The sequence below is a fragment of the Chloroflexus sp. MS-CIW-1 genome (assembly GCF_030444705.1).
Lineage (GTDB): Bacteria > Chloroflexota > Chloroflexia > Chloroflexales > Chloroflexaceae > Chloroflexus.
Genome location: NZ_JAUBWR010000002.1, coordinates 1,004,165 through 1,023,711 on the forward strand (window position 1 = coordinate 1,004,165; position 19,547 = coordinate 1,023,711).

Sequence of the window (19,547 nt, forward strand, 5' to 3'; positions counted from 1 at the left end):
ATCATCAGCAGGATACCACAAGCAGGCGCAGGCATGGAACAGGTGCTTAATCCGGTATTACAGGGTAAACCACCACAGCCGCTACTCGTCGTCATTTCAGGGCCATCCGGGGTAGGTAAAGACTCGGTTCTGATGCGGATGCGTGAGTTGGGTTTTCCGTTTCACTTTGTCGTGACGGCGAACAGTCGTCCGCAACGTCCGGGCGAGATTGACGGCGTTGACTATCATTTTGTGACGACTGAGCGCTTTCGTGAGATGATCCAGAATGACGAATTACTGGAATGGGCTGAGGTGTACGGCCAGTATAAAGGTATTCCTAAGTTCGAGATTCGCCAGGCGATAGCAAGTGGGCGGGATGTGATCCTGCGTATCAATGTTGATGGTGCGGCAACCATTAAGCGTCTCGCGCCAGAAGCTGTCTTCATCTTTCTGGCACCGGCCTCGATTGATGAACTCCGTCACCGTCTGTTATTGCGACGTACCGAATCGCCGGATGAAATCGAACGGCGTCTGGCGATGGTCAACGATGAAATGGCTCAGTTACCTAACTTCGATTACGTGGTTATCAATCATGCTGACCGCCTTGATGAAACGGTTGGTCAGATTCGCGCAATTATCAGTGCCGAGAAAGCGCGCGTTTATCCACGACGGATTTCCCTCTAGTTTGAGCGTACAAGGAGTCAGCGAATGAATATCCAGGAACGTTTGGCAAACGATCTGAAAGATGCGATGCGTGCTGGTGACAAGGTGCGCGTGAACGCGATTCGCGCGGCGCGGGCTGCGCTTCAGGCTGCGCAACTCGACGCTGCTAAGCAGCGCTTTGATGCCGCAGTTGCCGAAATTGAGGCCAGATATGCTGGTGATCCGGCGGCGATTGAGGCTGCCAAAGCGAACCTTTCGATTGATAGCCACGCTGCACTGAGCGAGGCTGAACAAGAGGCAGTAATTGCCCGCGAGATTAAGCGTCGGCGTGATGCGGTAGAAATCTATCAGAAAGCCGGGCGGACCGATCTGGCCGCTGCTGAAGAGGCTGAGATCGCCGTCTTGAGCGAATATCTGCCTAAGATGCTCAGCCCTGAAGAATTACGACCATTGGTGGCGGCAGTGATTGCTGAACTAGGGGTCAGTGGCCCATCAGCAATGGGTAAGGTCATGCCGGTACTCCTCGAACGGTTTAAGGGTCGAGCCGAGAACCGCATTCTGAGTCAGGTGGCCCGTGAACTGCTGAGTACCGGGTAAGGCTACAGTGTTGAGTACGCCTATGAAAGCTCTTTCTTACCGCCGGTTATCCCGTTGGTTTGTACCTCTACAATGGTTGTCGTTTTCACGTCGACAGATACGGCTCCTTCTGGCGGCGCTTTTACTCTGGGCGGGAATCTGGGCAGTCCTGTCGTTCAGACTGCCCGATGCCGGTGGTTTACAGGTCGGTCAGCCCAGTCCGCTGAGCATTTCTTCGCCTACCGATGTTATCTATACCAGTGAGGTGCTGACTGCTGAACGTCGGGCACAGGCTGCCAACAACCCTGACAACCTGGTTTACTTCAACGACCCTCAAATCCCAATTGAGCAACGCCAACAACTTTTTAGCCTTCTTGAAACCATCGGTCGGATTCGTACCGATCCGACACTTTCCGCAGCCGAGCGCATCCGCGCACTGAGCAAGCTGCCGAGTGCTAATGTCCAGCTCACGAACGAACAGGCACGCTTGATACTAGAACTCGACGATGAAGCATGGTCATTACTACGCACGACAATCCTTAATCTGTACGACCGGGCTATCGAACGGTACGATTACGCGATTGATGAACGGGCGCTCAACCAGCTCCGCGAGCGCTGGCTGAGTTTTTGGCTGGCAACGACATCGCTGGATGAGGCTCAGCGTGAGCTGGCCCAAACAATGACGGCTGCGTTTCTCCGGGTCAATCGTACTCTGGATGCCGCCGCTACCGAAGAGCGCCGGGCAAACGCGCAAGCTCAGGTAGCGCCGGTTGAAGTCAAGGTGCTGGCCGGCGAGATGATCATCCGTGCCGGTGAGATTGTCACTCCAGCCCATATCGAAAAACTTCAGGCTACCGGGGCAATGCCACGACCATTGCGATGGTCTGAATTGCTCGGCAAGGCTTTGCTGGCAGCGATGCTTGTCGCTGGGATTATCGGCTATCTTCACGTGTTTCAGCCCAAAATTGCTACACATCACCGTTCTCTCTTTGTTTTGAGCAGTAGTATCATCATAACGCTGGTATTTGCACGTCTAATGTTGCTGATCTCTGATACACGGCCGGTTTTCTTTCCGTTGGCCGTTCTGGCAGTGGTCACGACGGTTGTTTTTGGCGGTCAGATAGGTTTTGCTACGAGTTTACTGACCGCGCTGGTAGTGGGCGTGATGGAAGGGAATGATCTGACCCTGGCCGCTACGCTCTTTGCCAGTTGTACCAGCGCTGTGCTACTGACCCGCAGTGCCGATCGCTTGCGTTCATTTCTCATTGCCGGTCTCGGTGTGACCGCAACGGTGATCGGGCTTGAAGTTACGTTCTGGCTCAATCAACAGGCTATCTTTACCATCAACGGTTTTGGCGGCTGGATGTTACCAACCCTCCTGGCGGCTGTCGTCAACGGCGGGTTGACCACCATCCTCTCGTTTGGCCTGTTTAACGTTGTCGGACGGATGGCCGGGCAGGTCACAGCATTACAATTAATGGAGCTGGCGCATCCATCACGACCGTTGCTGCGGAAACTGATTCGGGAAGCACCAGGCACCTATTATCATAGCGTTGCAGTGGGGAATCTGGCCGAGGCTGCGGCTGAGGCGATCGGGGCCGATGCTCTCTTGCTCCGCGTGGCGGCTTACTACCATGATATTGGGAAGACGATACGTCCGGCTTTCTTTACCGACAACCAAATGGGCCGCGAAAACGTGCACGATGATCTTGATCCTTATACCAGTGCACAAATTATCATTGACCATGTCCGTGAGGGGATCAAAATCGCACGCGCTGCCGGACTGCCGGAACAGATTATCGATTTTATCGCAACGCACCATGGTACCGGTCTGGTACGCCATTTTTATCAACTGGCTTTGCAGCGGTACGATCACGTTGATGAACGTGATTTTCGTTATCCAGGCCCACGCCCCCAAACTCGCGAACAAGCCATCTTGATGTTAGCCGACTCGGTAGAGGCGACGGTGCGGGCGAAGGCTCAACATGGGAAACTTATTGCCAGACGGAACAACGAATCTGCCGAAGGTACACCTAATGGGATAGTCACCCTTGATGAGCTGGTTCAATCGATTATTGATGCTCGTGTGCGCGAAGGAGAACTCAATGATGCTCCGCTGACGATGCGCGAATTACGGCAGATCAAGGATGTTTTCGTCAACAATTTGCAATCGATCTATCATCCGCGAGTTGATTATGCACCATCGCTTATCCGCAACTGAGCAGGAGCAAGCCTGTGATGTATACCGCCGATAGCCCAATTCTTGGCCCGCAAACCGTGGCAATGGATCAGATGAGTCGTTACATTCTGAGCCGACCGCATGGTGAATATACTGAAAAGGATATTGCCGATGTAATTATTCCGGCATACGTGAAGATATGTCTACCGGTAGGTGTTGATCCGCTGATCGCTGTTGCTCAGATGATCCACGAGACTGGCAATTTAACCAGTTTCTGGAGCCAGCGACCACGACGCAACCCGGCGGGAATTGGAGTTACCGGTCAGTGGCAGACGCAGCAACCGGCCGATCTGCGTGGATGGGCATATAACACACAACGCCAGCGTTGGGAAGCCGGGCTAAGTTTTGCGACCTGGGCTGACGATGCCATTCCGGCACAGGTAGGTCGTTTGCTTGCGTATGCCTTGCCAGAAGGAAGTGAAACCCCACCGCAACGGGCCTTGATTGCCAAAGCGCTTAGCTATCGCTCATTCCCACGAGCCTTTCGAGGAAGCGCACGCACGATCAAGCAATTGGGTCGTGCCCATAATCCGCTCGGTGCGCAGGGTGCCGGGTGGGCCAATCCCGGCCATAATTACGGTGAAGCGATTGCGCGGATTGCGAATCAGATTCTGGCAGTTCCCCTGACGTAGAGCCGATCTGAACATCCCGATCGCTGATCAAGCTCCTCGTTTGCGGCGAAACGACGAACCAATATCTGGGGCGTCGTGCTCTCTCTCCTTCAGGCAGTGCTCTCGTTGCAGCGCTTGCTCAAAAACCCAGTTTTGGTAGTTATGTTATACTAACGATACTTGTTACACATAAGCATTCAGCTAGCGACAGAAGCGTACCTGCTATGACATCACCTCTTGCGATTGCCGACATGCTACGCGCACGTAGCACTTCTTCCCCATCTGCCGACCGGCCACTGCTCGTCGCACTAGCCGATTCACTCAGTACCGGTGACCCTTCTCATCTCTTGACGATTGTTCAATCAAATGGCTCGATCAGCGCCAGTTTTCGCCGACTCGATGCTGTTCGTCGTCAGGCTACGACGCTTCTGGCCGATCACCCTGATGCTGCTGGGCCAATTGCAGATATTGTCGCGCAGGCGCAGGAGAAATTAATTCTTGAGGAAGAGACCCTCCTACGTCGCGAGCATATGCTCAATCAGCGCCTTGAACAGAGTTTTCTCACTTCACCGCTGGCAACACTAGAAGCGAACGAGCATGGGATAATCACACGCTGGAACCCGGCAGCCGAACGAATTTTTGGTTGGAGTGCAGCAGAGGCCATTGGAAAGAATGCTATTGAACTCCTAGTACCTAATATTGCTCGCGAACAGGTTGAAGAGGTTGTCAGCGCATTACTGAGTGGCCAGGCAAAGAATAGTCGCAATGCCAATATTACGAAAGATGGCCGGATTATTATCTGTCAGTGGTACAACGCTGTCCTGTACCACCCTGACGGACGAGTCGCCGGTTGGCTTTCGCAAACCGAGGATATTACCGAACAAATTCGTGCCGAAGAGGCGTTACGCGAAAGTCAGCAGCGTCTTGCGAGGCTCATGAGTAATTTGCCCGGTATTGCCTATCGGGTCTACAAAAAGGAGCGCTGGGTAGCAGAGTTTATGAGTGAAGGGGTGCTTGCTGTCACCGGTTACCCAGCGAGCGATTTTATCGCTGTTGGCAATCAGCCACCGCGTCGTTATTTTGGTGACTTGATCCTTCCTGAAGATCGCGATGCGGTGCGCGAAAGTGTCAAAACGGCTCTTGCGCAGCGCCGTCAGTTTGAGGTCTTGTACCGGATCCGGCATGCCGATGGCAGCATCCGCTGGTTGTGGGAACGTGGCATTGGTGTTTTCGATGATGATGGTGAACTGGAAGCTATTGAAGGCTTCATTAGCGATGTCACCGCCGAACGCCAGGCCGCCGAAGAACGTCAGGCACTGAGCGAACGGATCATTGCCGCCCAACAGGCTGCCCTCCGCGAATTGAGCACCCCGATTGTGCCGATTATGCACGGGGTGATTGCAATGCCGTTGATCGGAAGTATCGACAGCCACCGTGCGCAACAGGTCATCGAAACCTTACTGGAAGGCGTCAATACAACCGGTGCGCAGATAGTGATCCTCGATGTCACTGGTGTGCCGGTTGTTGATACCCAGGTTGCCAATACACTCTTACGCTCGGCTCAGGCGGTGCGTCTGTTGGGGGCAGAAGTTTTGTTGACCGGTATCCGCCCAGAGGTTGCGCAAACTATCGTTGGATTGGGACTCGATTTGAGTCATATTCGCACACTGGCAACCCTGCAAGACGGCGTTATGTATGCGCTTGGCCGTCAATCTCGTGCGCGATCCGCAGTGCAACGTGTCAGACAAGGAGATCACTATGATGCTCGAACGAGCGCAGGCTTTGGCAGATGAGATCATTCGCATTCGCCGCGACATTCACGCTCATCCCGAACTCGGTTTCCAGGAACATCGCACGGCAGCGTTAGTTGCCGATACGCTTCACGAAATTGGCGGGATTACTGTCAAAACCGGTGTTGCTAAGACCGGTGTTATCGGTGAGCTAGGGGATGGCGATGGTCCGGTGATCGCGATTCGGGCCGATATGGATGCTTTGCCAATCCAGGAAGAGAATCAGGTTGCTTATGCGTCCACGAATCCAGGAGTGATGCACGCCTGCGGTCATGATGCACACACTGCGATGTTGCTTGGCGCTGCCCATCTCTTGCGTGAACGCTTTGCGGCTGAACATCTGCGTGGTCGGGTGCGTTTCCTTTTCCAACCATCTGAAGAGAGTTGGGACGACGAGGTGAAGAGTGGTGGTCTGCGAATGGTCGAGGAGGGCGCGTTAGAAGGAGTTGATGCCGTCATTGCACTGCATGTTGACTCCACGCTGCCGGTTGGTCAGGTGACCATTCGGGGAGGCTGGACATCAGCCGCAGTGGATGATTTTAAGGGCTATATCCGCGGTACCGGTGGTCATGGCGCGTACCCCCATCTCGGCACCGATCCGGTCTTTATGTTGTCACACGTGTTGAATGCGCTGTTCGGGATTCGCTCACGGTTGATTAATCCGATGGAGCCAGCGATTCTGAGTGTTGGAACCGTGCGTGGTGGTCACGCTTCAAATGTGATACCGAGCGAAATTTTTGTGCAAGGAACGCTCCGCAGTTTCAGTGAAGAGGTGCGGCAGAAACTGGCATACGAAGTCGAGCGTGCGTTTGCCGTGGCGGAAGCGTTTGGCGGTAGTGCCGAGGTGACTATTACACGCGGATACCCTGCTGGCTGGAATGATGAGCGCGTTGCGGAGTGGATGAGCAACGTGGCCGGTGATTTTCTCGGCCCTGACGCGATTGACCGCTCGCGTACCGGCATGGGGGCAGAAGATTTTGCTTACATGACCAGGCAGGCGCCTGGCGCAATGTTGATGCTAGGAGCAGCTATCGATGACGGGATTGTGCGAGGCCACCATACCCCGATCTTCGACATAGATGAACGCGCATTGCCGATTGGAACTGCGATCCTGGCCGAAACAGCACTACGTTTCTTGCGCGGCGAGGTGAAGTTATAGGATGTCAGTATCGTGCCCGCAGGTAAGACTTGCGGGCGCGGTACGTTTGCCGGATTCAGTTCTGTGCAACATGCCCCTTGTCTAACGCACCGGATTTGTGCCAGTACCTGGCTAATCCCCGCCAACTCAAGATTAGCGGCCCAGTCTGCTGAAGGATTGCCGTCTGCTCAGAGGGCGACAGGGTAGCTGCCTCAAGGGCCAGTGCTTTTTCCAGCGCAGCCACGCCGGTTGCTTCATCGTGGCCGGCCAGCAGACTCTGGCGGACGATTTCGGCCCATTGACGTAACCGCAAACGAGCGTCGGTCAGATGAAAGGCAACATCATCGTAAGCGCCAAAGTGAGTCAGACACAACCATTGTGGCCGTAACTGTTCCAGGAGATCGTGTGTCTGTGCCCAGGCATCGAGGTCAACATCGGGTGGCGGAGTGGCCGGCCGCGTCATCCGTACTCCTGGCAATCGAACACCGGTATTATCACCAACAAATGCTGCACCGTTTGCTTCGTCGAGCCAGATGAGATGATGCTTGGCGTGACCAGGAGCATCAAAAGCGCGTAGCGGATGTCCTCTGAGCGATAATGTCTCGCCGCCAGTATAGGTGCGAATCCGCTCAGCAGCAATCGGGCGCACGTCGCCCCACAGGGTTGCCATCCGATCGCCGTAAAGCTGCGTAGCACTATTCAGTAACCGCGACGGATCGATCAGGTGAGGGGCGCCCCGTTCGTGGACGTGCACGACCAGATGCGGGTTCTCTGCGACAAGTAAGCCAGTTGCTCCAGCGTGATCGAGATGGATATGGGTCAGCACGATGGCGCGCAAGTCGGTAACGGTTAAGCCATAGCTACTTAATCCTGCCCGCAGCGCAGGGATTGTACTGGCCGGCCCCGGATCGACCAACGCTGGTTCATCGCCGAGTAACAAGAAGGCGCCAATCACATGCGAACGACCAAGATGATGGACATCGATCAACGCGACGTTATGCGGAGTGGGGTAAATTTCCATACCTGTATCGATCAGCCTTTCAACCACGTGTCCGGCAAATAGCAGCGGGTGTCATTGTAACATACGGTAAGTGATCGTCTGACAAATCTGACGTAGTTCTCGGTGAACGTCTGCACATTCCCTGACATCTGCTTATGATGATGCCCCGTCCTACCCCCATTCCCCTGAGAGCACGGGCCGCTGGCTCGCTGAGCGGCACAAGAAATGAGAAGAGAACGGGAGAAATGCTTTCACAGCACCCTCCCTCGTCGTCTGCTGTGGAACGGCGGTGAATCCCCTTTGCACCCATCCTTGCCTCTCAGGCGAATAGAAGGAAGGTGAGAGGGCAAGGAGTGTAAGCCACCTCTTCGCACAATAGTGGGCATGATCGGTGCTCCTCAACGACTTTGAGCACCTGAGACGTGAGGCGCGAGCGCCTCACGTCTCTCTTAACGTTTATGATTGCTTCCCTTTGCCATACGGATACCACCACGGTTTCCGCACCATCGTGAAATCCCAGTGGACGTGCTTTGTTTCGAGAAACTCCTCTAATCCCTCTTCACCCAGTTCACGCGCACCACCACTAAACTTCATTCCACCAAATGGACCGGCATCGTTGTCGGTGAGCGGATCATTGACCCAACACGTACCAGCTTTGACTTCCTCATAGTATTGCTTGACCTTACGGGGGTCGTTGGTATAGAGGTTCGCGCCCAAGCCGTAATCACAATCGTTGACCAGCTCGATAGCTTCGTCAAAGGTACGATAGGTCATGATTGGGATCGTTGGGCCGAACGTCTCTTCACGCATAATACGGAAACTGTGATCAACATTGGTCAGGACGGTTGGCTCGTAGAAAAAGCCCCGTGAAAACTGAGGTGGCCGTCGTCCGCCGGTCAGGATCGTTGCACCCCGTGCCCGCGCCTCTTCGACGTGATCTTCGACCTTCGCCCGGTACTTCTCGCCGATAAGCGGGCCAATGTCAGTATCGGGGTCCATTCCAGGCCCCAGACGCAACGAGCGCACAAACTCTACCAGACGCTCGGTAAAGGGGCGGGCAATCGACTCATGGACGTACACCCGTTCAGTGCTGGTGCATACCTGACCTGCATTCAGGAGCGCTGCCCAGGCCACACCGGGTACTGCGACATCGAGATCGGCATCTTCGGCAACAATGAACGCATCCTTGCCACCTAACTCAAGGTGAGTCTTCTTGACGCGCTCGGCCGCCAGGCGAGCGATCTCACGCCCGGTAGCGAAACTACCGGTGAAGGCTATCATCTGTGTACGCGGACTAACGACCAGCTCACGGCCAACATCACCAAAACCGGTAATGATATTGAGCACGCCGGGCGGTACGTGGTCACAACACAACTCGGCAAAACGTAACGTTGCCAGCGGGGTCATTTCGCTCGGCTTGAGCACAACGGTATTCCCCGCTGCTAGTGCAGGCGCAACCTTCCACGACATCAACAACAATGGATAGTTCCACGGGACAATTGCGGCTACAACGCCGTATGGCTCTTTCAACACCATGGCCAGTTGGCTCGGCTCAACCGATGGGATCACCCGGCCACGAGTATTGCGCTGTAATTCTGCGTAATAGTCGAAACAGGCTGCACACCAGCCGATTTCGTCGCGATTTTCGACCAACGGCTTCCCGCCCTCAAGGGTCAGCAGCGTAGCCAGTTCTTCGGCGTGCGCACGCATCTTATGCGCAATCTCGTGCAGGATGTGCGCCTTGTCGTGGGCAGTAACTTTTCGCCACTCGCGAAATGCTCGTTCAGCAGCAATCATTGCCTGCTCGGCATCGGCCGCAGTTGCCCGTGGTACATAATCGATCACCTCTTCCGTCGCCGGATTGTGTACCGGAAAGACCTCTCCCTGCGTTGCAGCCTGCCATTGACCGTTAATGAGCATTGATGGCATAGGACCTCCTTGTCACTCTTCTGTGTTTAGGATATTGACAATAATTGCACAGGAAATTTCCGTCATTATCGACTTGACGAGGCGTATAGTCATTCCTATAGTAATGGTAAGATTGTGAGCTAGTGCACAAATGATGGAGATGTCAAATGATCATCCGCCTCTTTTCCGATGAACAGATCCACGCGCTCACAACCGGTTACGGGCGTCGTCGGCGTTGCCGATTGGCTCCGTCTTCACCGCATGTCTACCGTCGTGCATTACTCTACCGTCTCGGTATTGCCGATGGTCGCCGACCGGCGGTGGTCTTCAACACCATTGCCCAGGCCCTGCGCAGTGCGCGGGTTTAATGCTTGCCTGTCTCCGCTTGCTCGATCAGGCGCAGCGCCTGACGTTTCAGATAGACAAGAAGTGCGCTGATGCCATTGAGCCGTTGCGGGCTGAGCACCTGGTGCAGCCCCATCTGTTGGATGAAATCACTTGATACCGCCAGTACCTGGGCAGGTGTTAATCCTTCCAGTCCTGTTCGTAAGATAGCGGCAAAACCGCGGATAGTTGGCGCTTCGGGCGGTACGTCAATGTGATAGACGATTCGTTCACCCTCTCGCTGTGCGACAACAAAGACCGGGGACATACATTCGTGAACCTGTTCCATACCCTGATGGTCTTTCAGGTCGGGAGGTAAGGGCGGAAGCTGCTCAGAAAATTCCAATAATAATTCTAGTTTCTCTTCACGACTGGCTGCGCGAAATTCAGCAACGATTTCGGCCAATCTTCGCGGAATGAAGGGGCTATCATTCATAAAACTACCTCAGCGATACCAAAGTAACAACAGTTGTTGCCAATACGTTAATACGTTAGCACGATTGAGCACTATCTCGCATCGATTACCTGCGTTGCAAAAGTCCAATTAATGCTGCCAGCACGCGCGCCCGATATTCGGTGGCAGTTGCCACATTTGCCTGATGAATCTCGAACAGACCACTGTCAACTTCCAGCATCCCTCCTGGCCCCTCACGCATTGGTACCGTTGTGTGGCAATCACCATCGAGTCGAATGATTGTTTTGGCCGCTGGTCGTTCTTCTTCGGCAGTAGCGGTTGGGCCAACAACCTTGTAGGAGGTTGTTACCTCCATCACTGCGGCATCGGCAACATAAGCAGCAACTCTCGCCGCTGCACTACGGATCGAGTTCTCCAATTCGCCTGCCATGCAAGTTCTCCTCTATTCAGCGTGAGAGTGTCATGTGGATGATACCATTGATTGCCGAACTTCGGCCAGTACCTCTTGGACAAATTGCCAGGACGCCGGTAATGCCATGAGCGCACTGATCGGTGACGCAACCATAGTAGCTATCAGCGCCGCTCCGCGTCCAACCAGGCCAATGATGCGCAAAAGGGCAGCTCGCGAGCGCAGGGCGAGGGTCAAGGTCTTGTGATGGAGGGTAGCCTGTACTGGAGTGATGTCGGTGACCAACCACGATTGTACGTCACCAAACCAGTTGACTCTGGTACGAGCAATCAGACGCGATCCGTGAATAGTTTCGACGGTTGCATACGATCTGAGCAATTCACAGACCTGAGTACTCAGAGCAATGAATTGCTCTTGCGCTGCCTGCCAGCGCTCTTGCACTTCATCGCGCAGACCAAAACTTGCCCCGCCAGGCGGTTGCTCTCCCATTGACACCCAAGCGAGCAGATGCTGTTCAGCAAGGGGCAGTGTTGTGCCAAAACTGACCGCTCCATCAACAACTTGCCGTAAACGTTGCTCGACGGTCGCCAGCGCATGTTCTTGAGCATCGAGCTGGCTCATTGCCGAGCGTATTGCGCTCTGTGCTGCCAACGCATCGTCTGGTAATCGTGCCTGCCAGATGACATCAGGCTGATCATCTGTTGAAAACGCATTGCCGCTGACCAGCGGTTGCCAGGGGCCGGGAGGCGTGACAACGGTTGGTGATGATGATGATTCGATCACGACAAAAACAGCGTTCATTTGCCTTGCAAGACGCCCAAGAGGCCGGCTGCGGCTGTAGCAATGGCCCGTACCATCTCGGCCCGATTCGTCTGTGCCTGTTGCACCATACTGACGTGGATAGCCCACAGACGCTCATCAATTCCTTCGGCGTTGGTTGGTACCAATACTTGAGTGTCGCCATCGAGACTCATACGGGTTACGGCGCGTAAGCTGGCGCCGCGAAAATCGCCCTGTCGATAGTTAATGGTTTCAGGGGCGTCAGTCGTGTACGTCTCAACTTCCAAATGAGCGGCATCGGCGATGACTTGTTGGAGGGTCGTTGCCAGGCGCTCACCGAACTCTTGCAAAGCAGTTGAGAGTTTTTGCATCGTTTCGGCCGGTTTATTCCCAAACAGACCAAAACTGGCTCCGACTTCGGGCAATGCCACCGGGATAACCGGGGTTTCAGGTGGCAGGCTCCCGGCCGGTACTGGCGCCACTGGCTGACCGCTAGGAGAAGGTGGTATTGTCGTGACCGGTTCGGCAGCAGTTGGTGATGGTGCAGCAATTGGGGGTGTTTCTGTTGATGAAGATTGTATCGTCAGTCGTGGTGGTGAATCCGCTGTGTCAGCCGCCAGTTGCCGGCACAGACGGGTTGCCGGATCGCCAAGAATAATATAGCTCCGCGCATCGTTATGTTCCGTCCAGCGTGTCGAAAGTTCTATCGGATCGATCGCTTGGCCCCAACGCGCATTCTCAATATCTTCGGTCAAGACCGTTGCCAGTTCCGCATACCGCTCATTGAAAAACTCAAGTGCATAGCCAATCGGGGCGCCAGCAAACAGCAGCCGACGCAACGTACTGCTGAAGGTCTCGATTTGGCGACCCCCACGGGTATCACTGAACGAGAACGTCCATGCTCGTTCAACGTGACCAATGTATGCCAGCGCACCACCACGCGGTAAGCTGAGCAAACGTCTTGGCAAGGCAGCAACGAATGGTTTGGCTGCGATCACCGAACGGGTTCCGCGTAAATGGGGAAAATCATCTTCTCGTGGACAACCGGCGCCGAAGCAGGCAAACTGAAACACAAAAGCGCCGTGAAGCGAGGTGTTACTCGCAATATCGTCGGCAGCAAGATAGAATGCTGGCGGAATCGGACGCTGTCGCCAGGCCTGTGGCCCCGGCCAGTCGGCACAGAGTATTGCGCCTTGATGGTATAGCTGATGCGGGTCGTTTGCTTCAAACTCAACCCCGTGACTGGCGGTAAAGAGCAATGTCGGCGGTGCATTAGAGAGAAGTTGACTGAGCCGCTCTTTTGTAACGTCGCTACCGCTAAGGGTGCTAATCTCCCACTCACCACGTTGCGGATGACCAACCAACTCAGTAGCGAGCGGCTGTACCAATCCTTGTAAACTGCGACTAGTTGCCACATCGTCGGGATGTTGCACGCCAGCAAACACGATCCGTCGCGGGAGCGTAATACCGTTCCGTTCTGCAACTACGACACTGCGGGCATACGCTGCATATTCATCAAGGGTTGCAAAATGAATACGCCCGACCGCATATTGGACATCGAGCTGATACTGAAAACGGAAAGGAATGTCTTCGGGTGAGCCAACCAGCAAGAGGTAGTAGGGAAACCGCTCAGGATCAACCGGACCACTGGTTGCTGCCCCTTGCCGTCGTAGAAACGCGGCTTTACTTTCGCCGGGCCGATACCCCCGTTCACCGCTACATTCGCGATACCGTGGCCCGGCCTGGACACGGCGCCAGTTCAGCAATTCACTCAATGCCTCGCGGATCGGTGCAGGATCGACTGTTGCCGGAAAGATGATTCCCCACCCAGCCTGAGCCAGATTGGTGGGGTCAACGCCCTCTTTGACCCGAAACGCGCCTGTCACGTCGGCCAGATACCGTTCACGCAGAGCAGCCCGCTGTTCGGGATCGGGATCGATGCGGTCGGGTGATGGTCGTTCGCCGAGTATCAAACGGGCCAGTTCACGCACAGGAATCGGTTCGTGGGCATACTCTCCCCGACTTGCGTTCACACCGTTGAAGTAGAGCCAATCTTCGGCCATGTTGATGTCCTGTTAGCGATGACCACTGACAGTCGGCGATTTAGAGATATACGATCCACTGACCTGAGATGCGAGTCAACATCCTGCATCTGATGCACAGGCCAGGTGATTATGCCGGATGAGATCGGGTACGATTCTGCGGAAACACGAATGATATTGCGTCGGCGACCGGCTAAATCTGCAAGATATACCCCTTACCGCGCACATTCAGCAAATAGCGCGGGGCACTGGGTTCGGGTTCAATCTTCTGCCGCAAGTGATGAATGTGCGGTTTGATCAACTCACCCGCCTCAAGCTCGGTTGTTTCGTAGCCTTGGGCACAACGCACCAATTGCGTATACGACAACATCTGACCGGCGTGCTCGGCCAGGCACAGGAGTAAGCGAAATTCGGTTGGCGTCAAGTTGAGCGAGCGACCGTTTAATGTTGCCGTCTGATGCCATGTATCGAGCGTTAACGGACCAATGGTCAGAATGCGTCCAGTCGGTTCGGGTGTCGGTGTAGGTGATGGAGGAGTTGCCGAGGGCTGAACCGGTGCCACCGACGATGCCACTTTCCCGCCGGTTAATTCTTGCACTGCCGCACCGATAGTATCGAGTAAATCACTCTGGCGGCGTCGTGCCGCACGTTCTTCCAGCCCGGCAGCCACTCGGGCCAGAATTTGATTCGGATCGCTGGTCTTGAGCAGATAGTCGAAGATACCAAACCGAATGCCTTCAATGGCCGAATCGAGCGAGCCATGGCCGGTTAAGACAATGATGATGGCGTCGTGGCCGGCTTCCCGCACTTTTGCTACTACTTCCATCCCTTTCATGCCGGGCATTTGTAGATCGACCAGCATGAGATCGAATGGTTCACGTTCAAACAGGGCTACTGCCTCTTCACCGGTTGCAGCCGTCGTGACGGCATAACCAGCCCGGCTGAGTAATGCCTGTAAGGTCAGGCGAATATTTTGCTCGTCATCAACTACCAACACACGCGGCTGGGTAGTCATATCACCTTGCACTCCATCTTGATTACGCTTACAGTTAGTTGGAATTATATAATTATTGGCATATCATAACATGAGCTGATAGCATGGTCAACGGTATCGGTACCGTATCCAGAGATTTTCAGCGTTCTCAATTTCGGGTCGCCTTCGAGACCGGACGATGAAACAGTAGCGGTACCCCGACGAAGCACCAGGAGCGCGGACATCCTGGGTGCGCGGGCCTCTGGCCCGCATGCGGTACCCCGAATCCTGGGTGCGTGGACATCCTGGGTGCGCGGGCCTCTGGCCCGCATGCGGTACCCCGAATCCTGGGTGCGTGGACATCCTGGGTGCGCGGGCCTCTGGCCCGCAATTAAATGGGAAGCATCCTCCTCCTTCCTCGCTCCTGGTGAGAGCTTAAAATGGGGGCTAAAGAGAGGGTATGGAGATAGCTGGAAACCTGCCTCAGCCGGCATACCGACGCAGCAGCGTGACGCCTGTTATGCCGACCGCGTGACGCGGGTTAGCAGTAGCAAATTACGGCCCTCGTGTATCATGGTGAAAGGATAACCAGCACAGGAGCTTAAACATGATCGAGCGTGAAGATGTCACAGCCTACATTGCCAGGCTAGAACAAGAATTGCAGGCAGCGCAAACTCGTATTGCTGCTCTCGAACGTGAAGCTGAGTTGCACGCCCGCTATGCCCGTGACCTTGATCGACGGCTGGCCGCACTGCTTTCCATTTCGGCTGCGCTGCTGATCAGTCATGATGTCGAGAAGATAGTGCAACTCGTCGTGCAGCAAGCCACCAACCTCTTTCCGGGTACGGCAGCGGCGTATATCTATCTGCTTGATGATGAGACAGAGGGTGCTTTGCATCTGCGGGCCTCTATTCCAGCAGGTACGCCTTCTCCGGCAATTGCAATCCTGGCCGATATAGCTGTGAAAGCGCCACGCTCGATCCTGTTAACCGGCCCACAAATCGAGAACCTGCTGCGACAACAGCATCTATCGCTGGATAAAGCCGCTGAGAATTGCACTTTGCCCCAAAGCGTGCTGCTGGCGCCCCTGCGGATCGAAAGTCAACGGAATGGGGCGCTTATCGTATGCAGCGATCAGATTTGGCATCTGTACCATCCGCGCGATTTGCCGTTCGTGCAGGCATTGGCCGATCTGACAATGATTGCGATTGATGAAGTTCGGCAGCGGCAACGAGCAACAGCGTTACAGCACGATCTGGCGCTTACCCAATCGCTCCGGGCCGAGGCTGAAGCGCGTTTGAACGCAGCACAGGCACAGTTATTGCAGAGTGCGAAACTGGCTGCGGTTGGTGAATTATCGGCTTCAGTGGCGCATGAAATCAATAATCCACTCTATGCAGCGCGCAACAGTCTCTATCTGGTCGAACAAGATTTACCGCCCGATGCCCCACAGCGCACATTTCTGAACATTGCTCAGCAAGAGTTAGGGCGGATTGCACGCATTATCACCCGGATGCGTGATTTCTACCGCCCTTCACGTGGCGAGCTGACCAGTGCCAACATTAATGCCCTGCTTCGTGAAACGCTTGAGTTAGTCACTACCCATCTGCGCCACAATCACGTTACTGTCCGTACCCAGCTCGCTAATGATCTGCCACCGATCACGGCCCATGCCGATCAGTTACGGCAGGTGTTTTTGAATGTTATTCTGAACGCTTGTGATGCGATGCCCAATGGCGGTGAATTGACCGTTACTACCAGTCTGGTCGCTGGCCGCCCAGAAGCGCCATCGACGCTATCAATCGCGATTAGTGATACCGGTGTCGGGATTGCCCCTGAACATATACCGCATCTCTTTGAGCCATTTTACACCACTAAACCGCATGGTACCGGTCTTGGGTTGGCAATCAGTGCCCATATCATTACGCAACATGGCGGGCGTATTCTTGTCGATAGCCAACCTGGTGTTGGAACAACGTTCACCATTCTGCTGCCACTTGAAGCGCCAGTGGCAACAGGGTGATCTGATGGTTCCTGCACGGAAGTTTTCGATGGATTTCTCCTGCTCAACCGCTTCAGCCCTGCATGTTAATCGGAAGCGCTTACCCGCAATGGGTGTTGGGGCGGCGCTTCACGACGTGCGGCCCGGCGGTCAGCGTTCAGACGGTGTGCACGGCGTGGTGCTGTCGATGGCAGTGGTATGGCAGGTACGGCCAGCGCCAAAATCGCCGCACCGATACGAAGATCAAAACTGGGCGCCGTGATAACCGGAAACGGATAGTAGACGAGCGCACTGGGTTCAATCAAGCGCATCGTCGCGATCACGCCAACTGCACTGACAGCAGCGATCCAGGTGAACGTATCATGACGGCGCCAGCGTTCGCGCCGATAAGTTGTGCGTGGCACACGTCGGCTTAGTTGGTGGGCAGCCCAGCCGGTGAGGAGGAGACCACCACCGCCAAGTGGGGCGACGAGAGGGACGCTGGAAGGTCCAACCCATAACCAGCCGATGACCGCAGCCGTCAGGCCTACCAGACCGAAGACCAGCCCTAGTGTGCGTCCGGTTGCCGGTGCAGTTGATACCGTGCGCCCATAGCCACGCGCTTCGAGTGCTTCGGCCAGTTGGATTGCACGCTCAAGACTACCGGCCAGAAGAGGGCTAATCAAGGCACCCCAACTCCGTATCCCACCAAACCGATGACCACGGGCCCGCTGGGCGGCTGTGATGTCCTGAACCGTGCGCACTAACCCTGGGGCAAAGGCAATCGCTATCGTCACGGTAAGACCGGCGTGGAAGAGTGAGCGCGGGGTCAGCCGGAGCAGCCGATGATGATCGACGAGCGCGTTAAAGGCGCCGAAAATGAGCAGCAGTGTCCACAATCCCAAACCACGAGTGGCCCCCCAGGCCAGGGCTTCAGCAGTGATTGACCCGCCAAAGACAATACCGCCTGACCACGCCGGAAGCTGAATGGCAGGCAACCGGAAGATCACGGTTGTTCCGCGTGCTCCACCGACCGTCACGATGGCAAAGAGAATGTATCCGAACCAGATAAAGGCACCGACACGGGCAAAGAGGGCAAAACTCCGTGCTAGCGGACGATCATCACGCCGATTCACGAAGATGTACGTCACCACCAGCATCAGCAAGATGTGGTAAAGCGGATGCGGTGCGAGCATTGCGATGGTAACTGTTGCAATCAGCCAGCAGAGCCATGTGCGCGTGTGCATTAGCCATGCCCCAAACGTACTGTCAGCGTAGCCAGTACCACCACTTCGCTTATCTCACAAAGGGCGCCGTAGGTATCGCCGGTCAGGCCACCGAAGTCACGAACCCACCAGCGCGCTAACAGATATGCCAGCCCCAACACCAAACCGAAGGCGATCAAGCCGTTGAAGTTGGCAATAAGCCACGTGACTCCCCCCGTGAGCAAAGATGCCAGCCAGAAGTCACGCTGTCGTACCTGAGAATTGAACATGCGTCCCAGTCCCCCTTCCCGTGCGGCGGGAAACCAATAGATGCCGAAACAATCGGCCCAACGCCCCAGAATGGGTGCCAGCAGGAGGGCAGGCCAGGCGCCTGGCGCACCAGCGATCAGAGCTACTTTCAGGAAGAGGATCATGATCAGCGCTGAGGCTCCCATGACCCCGATCCGACTGTCTTTCATGATTTCGAGTTTGCGTTCACGTGATCGCCAGCTCACTGCGGCATCGAACGTATCGCTCAGGCCGTCGAGGTGCATTCCGCCGGTAATGATGCCCCACATTGCCACCACCAGTACGGCGGCGCTGAGGTCACCCCACAACGGTCGGGCCAGCAGGTCAACCGCAGTTAATACACCGCCGATGACCAGGCCGGCCATCGGAAACCAGGGGATTGCCCGCACAACGCTCTGCTCGTTCATTGGTGGCAGGCCGGGAAGGGGAATGATGGTGAGAAAGCGTAGGGCCTCTACCAGACCAATGGGAGAACGGATTGATGATTCACTCATACATCTTCCGCCGTCGCCGCCAACAACCGCGGTACGGTGTTGATCGTGCGCATAATGACTGTTGATCCGTATACATCGAGTGCAGTGATACTGCCTAAGTCGATGCGCCAGCGCCAGTATTCGGCTATCGGAAGCTGACAACACCAACAGAGTACCAGTTGGATGGGTGTGGCGTGAGTGACGATCAGCACTCGTTGACCCACCGATCCGGCGAGCAATTCTTGCCATGCCTCGTTCACCCGGTTTGCCACTTCAGCCAGACTTTCTCCCCCAGTGGCCCGACCATCAATGCCGTTTGCCCAGCGTTGCTGAGCGTCATCAGGAAAACGTTGCAGCACCTCGCGGTAAGTTAGTCCTTCCCAACGTCCGTGATCGATCTCCAACCACCGCGAATCTTCATGCACTGGGATCGTCGGTCGCCGATTCAAAATCATTGTGGCCAGAGAACGGGTTCGCTCTGTTGGGCTGACAATGATGTTGGTAAAGGGTAGCACTTGTAGACGTTGAGCAAGGGCCAGATGTTGGCGCCGACCGTAATCGGTCAGAGGACTGTCACGGAGGCCGAGATACCGCCGACTCCGGTTAGCTTCGGTTTGACCGTGACGAACAAGCCAGATACTGGTGTGGCGTGAACGACCCACTGTGAAACTC

Annotated in this window: 18 protein-coding genes; 8 read left to right on the forward strand and 10 right to left on the reverse strand. The window is 55.3% G+C overall.

The window, feature by feature from the left end; translation table 11 throughout:
• Positions 1-33 precede the first annotated feature (33 nt).
• The 6 genes from QTO31_RS17010 (at position 34) to QTO31_RS17035 (ending at position 7,017) form a co-directional block, all read left to right on the forward strand.
• A complete protein-coding gene (locus tag QTO31_RS17010; protein ID WP_031460289.1) occupies positions 34-663 on the forward strand; it encodes a guanylate kinase in 630 nt (209 codons plus the stop codon).
• 24 nt (positions 664-687) lie between these two features.
• Positions 688-1,239 (forward strand): GatB/YqeY domain-containing protein, encoded by a 552-nt coding sequence (locus QTO31_RS17015; RefSeq protein WP_031460288.1) that lies wholly within the window; start codon positions 688-690, stop codon positions 1,237-1,239.
• Positions 1,240-1,261: 22 nt separating this feature from the next.
• Positions 1,262-3,439, forward strand: a complete 2,178-nt coding sequence (locus tag QTO31_RS17020) for an HD family phosphohydrolase (RefSeq protein WP_031460287.1) — start codon at positions 1,262-1,264, stop codon at positions 3,437-3,439.
• A gap of 17 nt (positions 3,440-3,456) precedes the next feature.
• Positions 3,457-4,089, forward strand: coding sequence for a glucosaminidase domain-containing protein (locus tag QTO31_RS17025; RefSeq protein WP_301430301.1), 633 nt, complete (start codon positions 3,457-3,459; stop codon positions 4,087-4,089).
• A 203-nt stretch (positions 4,090-4,292) separates the two neighbouring features.
• Positions 4,293-5,861, forward strand: a complete 1,569-nt coding sequence (locus tag QTO31_RS17030) for a PAS domain S-box protein (protein ID WP_051871160.1) — start codon at positions 4,293-4,295, stop codon at positions 5,859-5,861.
• Positions 5,827-7,017: a M20 family metallopeptidase gene (locus QTO31_RS17035; RefSeq protein WP_301430267.1), complete on the forward strand. Its 1,191-nt coding sequence runs from the start codon at positions 5,827-5,829 to the stop codon at positions 7,015-7,017. The genes QTO31_RS17030 and QTO31_RS17035 overlap by 35 nt, the downstream gene beginning before the upstream one ends.
• Positions 7,018-7,072: 55 nt before the next feature.
• Here the strand turns inward: QTO31_RS17035 and QTO31_RS17040 are convergent, their stop codons facing one another.
• Positions 7,073-8,017: an MBL fold metallo-hydrolase gene (locus tag QTO31_RS17040; protein WP_301430268.1), complete on the reverse strand. Its 945-nt coding sequence runs from the start codon at positions 8,015-8,017 to the stop codon at positions 7,073-7,075.
• 435 nt (positions 8,018-8,452) lie between these two features.
• The gene (locus QTO31_RS17045) at positions 8,453-9,925 is read right to left on the reverse strand and encodes an aldehyde dehydrogenase family protein (protein ID WP_301430269.1); all 1,473 of its coding nucleotides are present in this window, start codon (positions 9,923-9,925) and stop codon (positions 8,453-8,455) included.
• Positions 9,926-10,071: 146 nt separating this feature from the next.
• On the opposite strand from QTO31_RS17045, the gene QTO31_RS17050 reads away from it, so the two are divergent.
• Entirely contained in the window at positions 10,072-10,272 is a 201-nt protein-coding gene (locus QTO31_RS17050; RefSeq protein ID WP_031460281.1) for a hypothetical protein, read from the forward strand.
• Here QTO31_RS17050 and QTO31_RS17055 read toward each other — a convergent pair.
• The 5 genes from QTO31_RS17055 to QTO31_RS17075 all read right to left on the reverse strand — a co-directional run bounded on the left by QTO31_RS17055 (position 10,269) and on the right by QTO31_RS17075 (position 14,949).
• Positions 10,269-10,724, reverse strand: a complete 456-nt coding sequence (locus tag QTO31_RS17055; protein WP_301430270.1) for a SufE family protein — start codon at positions 10,722-10,724, stop codon at positions 10,269-10,271. The two genes, QTO31_RS17050 and QTO31_RS17055, sit on opposite strands and share 4 nt — an antisense overlap.
• 85 nt (positions 10,725-10,809) lie before the next feature.
• The gene (locus QTO31_RS17060; protein ID WP_028458487.1) at positions 10,810-11,133 is read right to left on the reverse strand and encodes a hypothetical protein; all 324 of its coding nucleotides are present in this window, start codon (positions 11,131-11,133) and stop codon (positions 10,810-10,812) included.
• A gap of 30 nt (positions 11,134-11,163) precedes the next feature.
• On the reverse strand, positions 11,164-11,913 hold the full coding sequence (locus QTO31_RS17065) for a hypothetical protein (RefSeq protein ID WP_301430272.1): 750 nt from the start codon (positions 11,911-11,913) through the stop codon (positions 11,164-11,166).
• Positions 11,910-13,955: a C25 family cysteine peptidase gene (locus QTO31_RS17070; protein WP_301430273.1), complete on the reverse strand. Its 2,046-nt coding sequence runs from the start codon at positions 13,953-13,955 to the stop codon at positions 11,910-11,912. Before QTO31_RS17070 ends, QTO31_RS17065 begins: the two co-directional genes overlap by 4 nt.
• Before the next feature lie 172 nt (positions 13,956-14,127).
• Positions 14,128-14,949 (reverse strand): response regulator transcription factor, encoded by an 822-nt coding sequence (locus QTO31_RS17075; protein WP_031460276.1) that lies wholly within the window; start codon positions 14,947-14,949, stop codon positions 14,128-14,130.
• A 565-nt stretch (positions 14,950-15,514) separates the two neighbouring features.
• Between QTO31_RS17075 and QTO31_RS17080 the strand changes: the two genes are divergently transcribed.
• Positions 15,515-16,930, forward strand: coding sequence for a sensor histidine kinase (locus tag QTO31_RS17080; RefSeq protein ID WP_031460382.1), 1,416 nt, complete (start codon positions 15,515-15,517; stop codon positions 16,928-16,930).
• A 65-nt stretch (positions 16,931-16,995) separates the two neighbouring features.
• Here the strand turns inward: QTO31_RS17080 and QTO31_RS17085 are convergent, their stop codons facing one another.
• Genes QTO31_RS17085 through QTO31_RS17095 form a run of 3 tightly spaced genes read right to left on the reverse strand, consistent with a single transcriptional unit; the run spans position 16,996 to position 19,537 of the window.
• Entirely contained in the window at positions 16,996-18,135 is a 1,140-nt protein-coding gene (locus QTO31_RS17085) for an energy-coupling factor transporter transmembrane component T (RefSeq protein ID WP_301430274.1), read from the reverse strand.
• Entirely contained in the window at positions 18,135-18,896 is a 762-nt protein-coding gene (cobS, locus tag QTO31_RS17090) for an adenosylcobinamide-GDP ribazoletransferase (RefSeq protein ID WP_301430275.1), read from the reverse strand. Before cobS ends, QTO31_RS17085 begins: the two co-directional genes overlap by 1 nt.
• The gene (locus QTO31_RS17095) at positions 18,893-19,537 is read right to left on the reverse strand and encodes a histidine phosphatase family protein (RefSeq protein WP_031460385.1); all 645 of its coding nucleotides are present in this window, start codon (positions 19,535-19,537) and stop codon (positions 18,893-18,895) included. The genes cobS and QTO31_RS17095 overlap by 4 nt, the downstream gene beginning before the upstream one ends.
• Positions 19,538-19,547 lie beyond the last annotated feature (10 nt).